The 8,511-nt window shown below is 54.1% G+C and carries 9 protein-coding genes; 6 read left to right on the top strand and 3 right to left on the bottom strand.

The window, feature by feature from the left end:
• A partial coding sequence (locus F8I07_RS08010) for an Asd/ArgC dimerization domain-containing protein (protein WP_292658099.1) occupies positions 1 to 387 on the top strand: 387 nt, incomplete at its 5' end.
• Between the two features lie 40 nt (positions 388 to 427).
• A complete protein-coding gene (locus F8I07_RS08005) occupies positions 428 to 1,171 on the top strand; it encodes a metallophosphoesterase (protein WP_292658097.1) in 744 nt (247 codons plus the stop codon).
• 154 nt (positions 1,172 to 1,325) lie between these two features.
• Here the strand turns inward: F8I07_RS08005 and F8I07_RS08000 are convergent, their stop codons facing one another.
• Complete coding sequence (locus F8I07_RS08000) at positions 1,326 to 1,667, bottom strand: P-II family nitrogen regulator (RefSeq protein WP_292658094.1); 342 nt, start codon at positions 1,665 to 1,667, stop codon at positions 1,326 to 1,328.
• A 68-nt stretch (positions 1,668 to 1,735) separates the two neighbouring features.
• Entirely contained in the window at positions 1,736 to 2,902 is a 1,167-nt protein-coding gene (locus tag F8I07_RS07995; RefSeq protein WP_292658091.1) for an ammonium transporter, read from the bottom strand.
• 211 nt (positions 2,903 to 3,113) lie between these two features.
• Here F8I07_RS07995 and F8I07_RS07990 point away from each other — a divergent pair, with 211 nt between their 5' ends.
• The 3 genes from F8I07_RS07990 (at position 3,114) to F8I07_RS07980 (ending at position 6,210) form a co-directional block, all read left to right on the top strand.
• The gene (locus tag F8I07_RS07990) at positions 3,114 to 3,980 is read left to right on the top strand and encodes a DUF89 domain-containing protein (protein ID WP_292658088.1); all 867 of its coding nucleotides are present in this window, start codon (positions 3,114 to 3,116) and stop codon (positions 3,978 to 3,980) included.
• Between the two features lie 93 nt (positions 3,981 to 4,073).
• The gene (locus F8I07_RS07985; protein ID WP_292658086.1) at positions 4,074 to 4,640 is read left to right on the top strand and encodes a PAS domain-containing protein; all 567 of its coding nucleotides are present in this window, start codon (positions 4,074 to 4,076) and stop codon (positions 4,638 to 4,640) included.
• Between the two features lie 130 nt (positions 4,641 to 4,770).
• Positions 4,771 to 6,210 carry a S1C family serine protease gene (locus tag F8I07_RS07980; protein ID WP_292658083.1) on the top strand — a complete coding sequence of 480 codons (1,440 nt, stop codon included), beginning with the start codon at positions 4,771 to 4,773 and terminating at the stop codon, positions 6,208 to 6,210.
• Between the two features lie 4 nt (positions 6,211 to 6,214).
• Here the strand turns inward: F8I07_RS07980 and F8I07_RS07975 are convergent, their stop codons facing one another.
• A complete protein-coding gene (locus F8I07_RS07975) occupies positions 6,215 to 7,336 on the bottom strand; it encodes a hypothetical protein (RefSeq protein ID WP_292658080.1) in 1,122 nt (373 codons plus the stop codon).
• Between the two features lie 177 nt (positions 7,337 to 7,513).
• Here F8I07_RS07975 and F8I07_RS07970 point away from each other — a divergent pair.
• On the top strand, positions 7,514 to 8,511 hold a 998-nt coding region (locus F8I07_RS07970; protein ID WP_292658076.1), incomplete at its 3' end, for a UbiD family decarboxylase.

The raw sequence follows: 8,511 nt of genomic DNA, 5'->3' as shown, positions 1-8,511 counted from the left end.
GCCCCCGAGATCGCCGAAAAGATCGCCAAGGTCCACGGTGTGGAGATTCAGGTCAACTTCGTCCCCCATCTCATCCCCGCCACCCGGGGAGAACTGGTGAGCGTCTACGCCACCCTCAAAGAGGAGATCGACCCGCGGGAGGTGCTGGAACGGGCCTACGATATTGAGCGCTTCATCCGCCTGCGCGACAAGCCGGTGGATATCAAAAGCGTCGCCGGGACCCACTTCTGCGATATCTACGCCCAGCGCAACGGCCGGGCACTCTTCGTCAGCTCCGCCATCGACAACCTGCTGCGCGGCGCCGCCAGCCAAGCCCTCGCCGCGGCCAACCTGATGATGGGCCTGGACGAGGGAACAGGGCTGCCGGTGATTGCTTACGTGCCGTAAGCGATCACCGGAATGGAGGATTGAGAATGGAGAATGGAGAATGATGAAAAATGGAGCCGATTCTCAATTCTCAATTCTCAATTCTCAATCCATCAAAGAAGGTGCCCTCTTCGTCGCCGATGCCCACTACCCCCACCACGGCGACGCCTTTCTCGACCTTCTGAAACGGATGGATCGTGGGGAGATTACCGCATCGCAGCTTTTTCTGATGGGGGATATCTTCGATCTGCTTTTTGACTGCGGGGAGTATATTCGGAGTTTTTCAGCAGAGGCGATTGCATTGCTGCAGAAGCTCTCGGAACGGATAGAGATCCACTACTTCGAGGGGAATCACGACTTCAGACTAAAAAATATATTTCCAAATATCAATGTCTACTTCAGAAAAATGCAGCCGATAACGATGCAATGGGATGGGCGCAGTGTGGGCCTGAGTCACGGGGATCGGTACGATGCCGGGATTGGGTATGAGATCTTCACCTACGTTCTGAGGGACTCTCCGCTGCTTTGCCTGCTCAAACCCTGGGAAAAACCGCTGCTCGATCGCGAGATGAAACGGCTCGGCACCAAGAAGATCTGTCGCAGTTATCAGGGGTTCGAAGCAAAGGTTCGGCGGATCCTCTCTCACTATCCGGATTCGGTCGATCTGGTCATTGAAGGGCACTTTCATCAGGGGCGGCAGATCGGGAAATACATTTCGCTTCCGTCATTGGCCTGTCAGGGAGAGATCGGGGTGGTTCGGGGGAAAAGTATCGATTTCGTCGCTTTGGAAGCGCTTCGGGTTTAACGGAGTAATCCAAACGGCTAACGTTTTGTCATCCTGATCCTGGCCTTGCTATTCAGGATCGCGTTTCGCACTATTGATGGGCATTCAAAACCCTGGATTCCGGGTCAAGCCCGGAATGACGATTCTTTTTCAGAGCACTCAATCTAAATAAGCGTTAGAGCGCCTCTTCGTCCTCTTCGCCGGTCCGGATGCGGACGACGTGCTCGATGGGGGAAACAAAAATCTTTCCGTCACCGATCTTGCCGGTTTTGGCGGCTTCCTGAATCGCTTTGACGGCTGCTTGCATATACTCTTCGCTGCTGACGACCACTTCGATTTTGACTTTGGGAATGAAATCGACCACGTATTCAGCCCCGCGGTAGAGCTCGCTGTGTCCCTGCTGACGGCCGTAGCCCTTGACCTCGCTGACGGTCATTCCCTCGATCCCGGCCTCGATGAGGGCATCTTTGACATCTTCGAGTTTGAACGGTTTGATGATCGCTTCGATTTTTCTCATTGTTTCTCCTTCATTGATGAATGTATTTTAACGCAAAAAGCCCGGAAAGCCTCAGCAGGCTTCCGGCATCAGATGGACTGCTTGAATTCGGGATAGGCCTCCATGCCGCACTCTACATAGTCGAGACCCTCGAGCTGCTCGTCGTCGCTGGCGCGGAACGGAGCAAAGAGGTTGATGATGCGAATCACGATATAGGAGCTGACAAAGGCGAAGATGCCGATCACCAGGACCCCTTTGAGCTGGGCCCAGAAGGAGACGTCGGCAAAGATTGCCACCGCCAGGGTCCCCCAGATGCCGTTGACCAGGTGAACCGAAAGGGCGCCGACGGGATCGTCGATCTGCAGCCGGTCGAAGAAAGGAACGGCCAGCATGACCAGCAGAGAAGCGACAGCGCCGATGAGAATGGGAGAGTAGATGTCAAACAAGTCGGCTCCGGCGGTGATAGCGACCAGTCCGCCCAGCGCGCCGTTGAGGATCATGGTGATGTCGAGTTTGCGGTAGCGGATATAGAGAACGATCATCGCCATGATGGCTCCGGCCAGACCGGCGGTGTTGGTGTTGAGGATCGTCAGGGCGACGGTATTGGCACTCTCTTTGCTACTGATGGAGCCCACACTACCGCCATTGAAGCCGAACCAACCGATCCAGAGCAGAAAGGCCCCCAGGGCGACCAGCGGGATGTTGGAGGCGGGGATGACTTTCACTTTGCCGTCTTTGTAGCGCCCTTTTCGGGGGCCGATAACCAGAATCGCCGCCAGCAGCGCCCAGGCACCGGTGGAGTGGATCACCGTGGAACCGGCCAGGTCGTGCATACTTGAAATATCGAGGAAGGTCCCTTTGAGGAGGTTGGCTCCCCAGGTGAAGTTGACGGCCAGGGGGTAGATGATTGCCGCCATCGCGATGGTAAAGAGGGTGAGGGGGAAGATCTTGGTCCGCTCGCTGACCCCGCCGCTCATGATGTTGACGGTTTTCCCTACGAAAGCCATCTGGAAGAGAAAAGCGGCCCATTTGCTCATGGAGCTGTTGTCCCAGCTCCCGAAGGCGACGGTATAGCCGACAAGCAGAAAGACCATCGAGGCGACAGAGTAGATCATCGTGTTGGTCATGAGGACTGCCGTGACGTTTTTGGTCCTCACCAGTCCGGCCTCCAGCATGGCGAAACCGGGAACCATGAAAATGATCAGGGTCATGGCGAAAAGGGCGAAGAAGGTGTCGAGGACATAGGACATCTCCATGAAAACTCCTTTGGGTGGTGGAATAGGATTTGAATACAGTCTATTTTATCGACAGGAAGTATTGGTAAAAATGATTTTGACCTCCTTTCTGTGATCGAAATATAGACATCAGATTGCTTTTTAAATAAAAAACCGCATTTTTGTATGCTCAAAATATAGGCATTCGTGTTTGGATAAACTTTCATTAAAAAGAAGGTTGATCGCAATGTGGATGAAACCGGACTGTCTGGCCTGTCTCTACAATCAGATGCTACGATTGAGCAAAGCGATGCACTGTGACGATGCCTGTGCCACGAAGATTATGGAAGAGAGCGCCGCCCGGATCGCCCGACTGAGAATGGATCAGACCCCGCCGGAAGCGGCGGCGATCCTCTATCCCGAAGCGGCGGCCGTCAAAGGAGCGGCGGATCCCTATGCCGAGTTGAAAGCCCTTTCGACACAACGGGCGGCTTCGCTGATCCCCGGGGCACGGCAGGCCGTCACCGCGGCGAAAGAGCCCCTGGATGCGGCACTGCGGGCGGCTGTAGCAGGCAATGTCATCGACTATGCCACCCAGGTCGCTTTCGGACTGGAGGAGGAGATACGGACGATTTTTGAAGTCCCTTTCTCCATTGATCACAAAGAGCGCTTTCTGGGGAAGCTCAGGTGGGCCCGGAACCTGCTGGTAATCGGAGACAATGTCGGTGAGCACCTCTTCGACAAGCTGATGATGGAGACCTTTCGCCAATATCTTCCGGAGCTGGAGATCCGGTACATGGTCAGAGGACGGCCGATTATCAACGATGTAACGTTCAAAGAAGCCAAGGAAGCGGGCATTGGCGACGTGGCCCGGATCGTCGATAGCGGTGTGGACACACCGGGCTTTCTTTTGGAGCGGGCTTCCGATGAAGGACGCAGGGCCTATGAAGAAGCCGATCTGATTCTGGCCAAAGGGATGGGCAACTACGAGTGTATGGAGTCCTGGGCAGATGAGCGGGTGATGTTTCTGCTCAAAATCAAATGTGATGTGGTGGCTCGAAAACTCGGGAAAAAGATCGGGGATCTGATTGCCATGATGCCGGCAGAAGCCGGACGATGAACCCTATTATGAAAGGTTTTGTAATCATTGAGTATCGAGTTTTGATATAATGCACAGATCTTAATATAAATCTATGCATTGAAGGATACAGTAATGAGTGAATCCCGTCCTGTGCCTACAGGGAGAGAGATCAAACTGGACAAGAAAAAAATCATCGTCAGTAAAACCGATATGAAAGGGGTGATTCTCTACGGGAATGACTATTTTGTCGAAGTCTCCGGCTATTCCGAAGTCGAACTCATCGGCCAACCGCATAACATTATCCGACATCCGGATATGCCCAAAGCCATTTTCTATCTTCTCTGGCAGACGATTTCCCAAGGAAAAAATATTACAGCTGTCGTCAAAAATCTGGCCAAAAACGGTGATCATTATTGGGTGGTGACCGATTTTGAAAGTTCGAGAGACAGTATGGGAAACATTACCCAATATATCGCCTATCGTCGCCCCGTCCCTCCCCAGGTCCTGGAGGTGATCGAACCGCTTTATGCCAAGATTCTGGAAGTGGAGAAGGTCCACGGAATGCGAGCTTCCGTGGAGTATCTCAACAGTTTTCTGGAGGAGAAACGGACCAACTACAATGCCTACATTGCGGAACTTGCCGCGCCCAAAGGCCTGACGGCCAGACTCTTTGCCCAGATGAAAAAGATGTTTCGATAGAGAAAAAGATCCGCTGAAAGCTTTCCCCCGTCTCCATACTTCTACTTTCGAGTCCAAGGCTTTTTCCTAGGGCTCGGACTGTTACCTTTTTTCTGGTATAAATCCCTATCCATATGATTAGGGAGTTGTCATGCGTATTTTTCTGATACTTTTTTTTATCCTGAGTTCTCTCCTCTCTGCCGGTAGCCTGGGAGAGGAGCAGCTGCGTTCTGCCATCGTCAAGGTCTACACCGTGACCAAAAACCCCAGCTACAGTGTCCCCTGGAGTAGTTCCATCCAGCAGATCAGCGGTTCAGGTTCGGTCATTGAGGGAGATCGGATCCTCACCAATGCCCACGTGGTCGCCAACCGTACCTTTATCGAAGTGCAGCGCTACGGAGAACGGCATCGCTATATCGCTCATGTGGAAGCGGTCTCCCACCAACTGGATTTGGCGCTGCTCAAGGTGGATGATCCGAGTTTCTTCAAAGGGATCACTCCCTTGAAACTGGGGAAACTGCCTCAGATCGAACAGAAGGTTTCGGTCTACGGCTTCCCGATGGGGGGCGATACGCTGAGTGTCACGGCGGGGGTGGTTTCCCGGATCGAGCATCAGCAATATGTTCACAGCGGCGAGAGTTTTCTGGCGATTCAGATCGATGCGGCGGTCAACCCGGGCAACAGCGGCGGCCCGGCCATCAGTGACGGCCGCATCGTCGGGGTGGTGATGGAGGGGATCCAGAAGGCCCAGAGCATCAGCTACCTGGTCCCGACGGTGATGGTGCGGCATTTTCTCAAAGATATCAAAGACGGTCATCTCGACGGTGTTCCCGCCTTCGCCGCCCTGACGCAGTCTATGGAAAATCCGGCGCTTCGGAAGCGCTATGGACTCATCGCGGGCGAGGGGGGTGTGCTGGTGGATAAAATTATTTCCACTGGAGGTTTGGAGGGGATCCTGAAAGCGGGGGATGTCATCACCGCCATCGACGGCCACAAGATCCAGGAGGATGCCACGGTGGCCTTTCGGCAGAATGAATTCACCAATTATGAATATTTTGCCCAGCTGCATCAGCGGGGAGAGAAGGCCCGCCTGCAGATTCTGCGCCAAGGCAAAAAGATGGAACGGGAGGTGCCGTTGCTGAAGCAGGCCAAAGATCTGCTGCTGGTGGGAACCTATCGTTACGACCAAATGCCTCGTTATGCGATTCTGGGCGGTTATGTCTTCGCACCGTTGACGCGGAATCTGGCGGTACGGGTGGCCCGCAGTCGTATCGATCTGATCCCCTATGTGGAGGATTTCGTCCAGAAGGATCGCCGGGAGGTGGTGCTTCTGTTGCGGGTCCTGCCCAGTGCTCTGAGCCGGGGAGACTACAGCCGGGCCTTCTGGCCGATCGAGACGATCAACGGTGAGAAGATCGTCGACTTCGATGACTTCTATCACAAACTCACCCACAGCAAGAGTGAAACGATTATCCTGAAAAACAAAGTAGGGGAAGAAGTGGTCATCGACCGCAAAGAGGCGCTGAAGATGCAGCCGATGATCCTCCGACGCTACAACATCGAATACGACCGCTCCGAGGACCTGCGCTGAGGCGTTATTGCTCCTCTTCGCCCAGGTTGCCTTCGGTGCAGAGAATCACGTCGGTGGTCTTGTCGTGCTGCTGGACGCACTCGTTGGTGACCTTCAAGTAGTTGATCTCTTTTTCGAGAGAATCGAGGATCGCGTCACGTTTCTCTTTGAAGTGGGCATAGTCGAAGTTCTCGGTCCGGTCTCCCAGCTCTTCGTCGATCTTGTTGACCGGTTCGATGCATTTTTTGGCCTCGTTGCCGTTTGCGGCTTTGGCAACGCACTCTTTGGCTCCTTGGAGCGCCACCAGCAGCTTGGGTAGGAGTCGCTTCTGTTTTTTCAGATAGCGCTCACCCAGAATATTGATCACTTTCTTCTCCTGCTCCGGGCTGAGGTTTTGATCTTCTTCATCGGGGTTGATGCCGAGGCTCTTCATCTTAGCCTGGAGATCCTTGATCGATGCGATATAGTCTTCGGTTCGGGTTTCGGCTGCGGGATTGGAGGTATACTCCTCGTCGACGGTGACGGGGAAATCGGGGAGTTTGAACTGTTCGTCGGGTATGGGATGGTTGAGAACCACCTGGACCGCCTTGCGCTCACTGTGAAAGCCCGGTGCGTCGATGGTGATGGAGAGGGGAATGCCTTGGTAGAAGCAGATCTTCTGATCTTTGGCTTTCCAGAGTTCGCAGGGGAAGCCGGCGACATTGCCGCTGCCGATCTTGTGCCCCTTCATCTCTTTGATGAGCTGGATGTTTTCATGGGAAAGATCTTCCCCTTGGGCAATCGAGAGATCGAGGGAGCGGTCCCGGGTCTTGTAGATCGTTTGATCGTCATAATCGACGGTGTAGATCGTTCCGTGATCCATCTTGGTCAGGGAGTGGATATCCCGCGTCTCGTTGAAGTCTCCGCGTTGGGTTTCGGTGGCATCTTCCTCTTTGAGTTCCCGGGCGCCCCACTGATCAAAGACCAGACGGGCGATCCCACTGGTATGGGTGCTGAATCCGTTGGCGGATTTACCGGAGATATTGATGTCATAGAAGATCATGCCGGATTTCACCGGATAGCGTTTGAAGATCTTGCCGGCCTGAAGCGTCGTGCAGGTTCCGAGCAGGGCGAGAAGGGTGACAGGGAGAAAAATCTTCTGGGACATTGGCATTCCTAAACAAATGATTAACGATTATAACACAAAAAGTTAACGACATTTCAAATAATGAGATTTCTGCTACTCATATTTTGATCAGATTGAGCTCACTGAAAAAGATTATCCAAAAGTTTCGATTGAAAGGCCTGTGTATAATAGTGCATTCAAAACGGCGAAAGGGGTGTGATGCAGGACCTGATTGAGTGGCTCAAAAAGGAAGGAGGGCTGCGGATCATCGAGGAAGCGCTGGATGTGGAGCTGGAGATCCCACATGTCGCCTATCTGGAGGTGAAAAAGGGGGCTGAGTCCCGCCCGCTGCTCTTTACCCGTCCTGTCTGGCGGGCGAAGGGGATCGAGTACGAGATGCCGGTGCTGATGAACCTCTATGCCAACCGGGAATTGACGCAGAAGATTCTGGGCCGCCATCCCGACGAGGTGGCGGTGGGAATCGAGGAGCTGATGAAGCTCAAGCCGCCCAAAGGCTTCAAAGAGAAGGTGAAGATGCTTCCCCGGCTCTTCGCTTTGAAAAATGTCTTCCCCAAACGCCTGAAATTTCGGGGAGAATGCCAGGAGATCGTCATCCCCAAAGCGGAGGTGGACCTGGACCGTCTGCCGATCCTCAAGACCTGGCCCGAAGACGGCGGGCGCTTCATTACCATGGGGCAGGTCTATACCCGCAGCCTGGACGGGACAATGCAAAATCTGGGGATGTATCGCCTCCAGCAGTACGACAAACGGCGTTTGGGGATGCACTGGCAGATCCACAAGGACGCCAGCCACTTCTTCGACCAGTACCGCGACGCCGGGAAGAAGATGCCCGTGACCGTCTGTATCGGCGGTGATCCACTCTATATCTGGTGCGGACAGGCCCCCATGCCCCACGGGATGTTCGAGCTGCTGCTCTACGGTTTCATCCGGGGGAAAAACGCTCAGCTGGTCAAGTCGCTGACCAACGATATCTACATTCCGCGGGACGTGGATCTCGTCATCGAGGGGACGGTGGACCCCGAGGCGATGGAGATCGAGGGGCCCTTCGGGGATCATACCGGGTATTATACGCTTCCCGAGCCCTTCCCGGTGATGGAGGTAGAGACGATCACTATGAAAAAAGATCCGATCTTCGCCGCCACGGTTGTGGGCAAACCGCCCCTGGAGGACAAATACATGGGCTGGGCGACCGAGCG

Origin of the sequence: Nitratifractor sp. (assembly GCF_015487065.1) — a bacterium.
Classification (GTDB): domain Bacteria; phylum Campylobacterota; class Campylobacteria; order Campylobacterales; family Sulfurovaceae; genus Nitratifractor.
This window is presented reverse-complemented; position numbering and strand designations above follow the sequence as displayed.

Excerpts from the sequence above, each read along its gene's own strand:
- F8I07_RS08005 (WP_292658097.1), top strand. The coding sequence starts at position 428 with ATGATGAAAAATGGAGCCGATTCTCAATTCTCAATTCTCAATTCTCAA.
- F8I07_RS08000 (WP_292658094.1), bottom strand. The coding sequence starts at position 1,667 with ATGAGAAAAATCGAAGCGATCATCAAACCGTTCAAACTCGAAGATGTC.
- F8I07_RS07995 (WP_292658091.1), bottom strand. The coding sequence starts at position 2,902 with ATGGAGATGTCCTATGTCCTCGACACCTTCTTCGCCCTTTTCGCCATG.
- F8I07_RS07990 (WP_292658088.1), top strand. The coding sequence starts at position 3,114 with ATGAAACCGGACTGTCTGGCCTGTCTCTACAATCAGATGCTACGATTG.
- F8I07_RS07985 (WP_292658086.1), top strand. The coding sequence starts at position 4,074 with ATGAGTGAATCCCGTCCTGTGCCTACAGGGAGAGAGATCAAACTGGAC.
- F8I07_RS07980 (WP_292658083.1), top strand. The coding sequence starts at position 4,771 with ATGCGTATTTTTCTGATACTTTTTTTTATCCTGAGTTCTCTCCTCTCT.
- F8I07_RS07975 (WP_292658080.1), bottom strand. The coding sequence starts at position 7,336 with ATGTCCCAGAAGATTTTTCTCCCTGTCACCCTTCTCGCCCTGCTCGGA.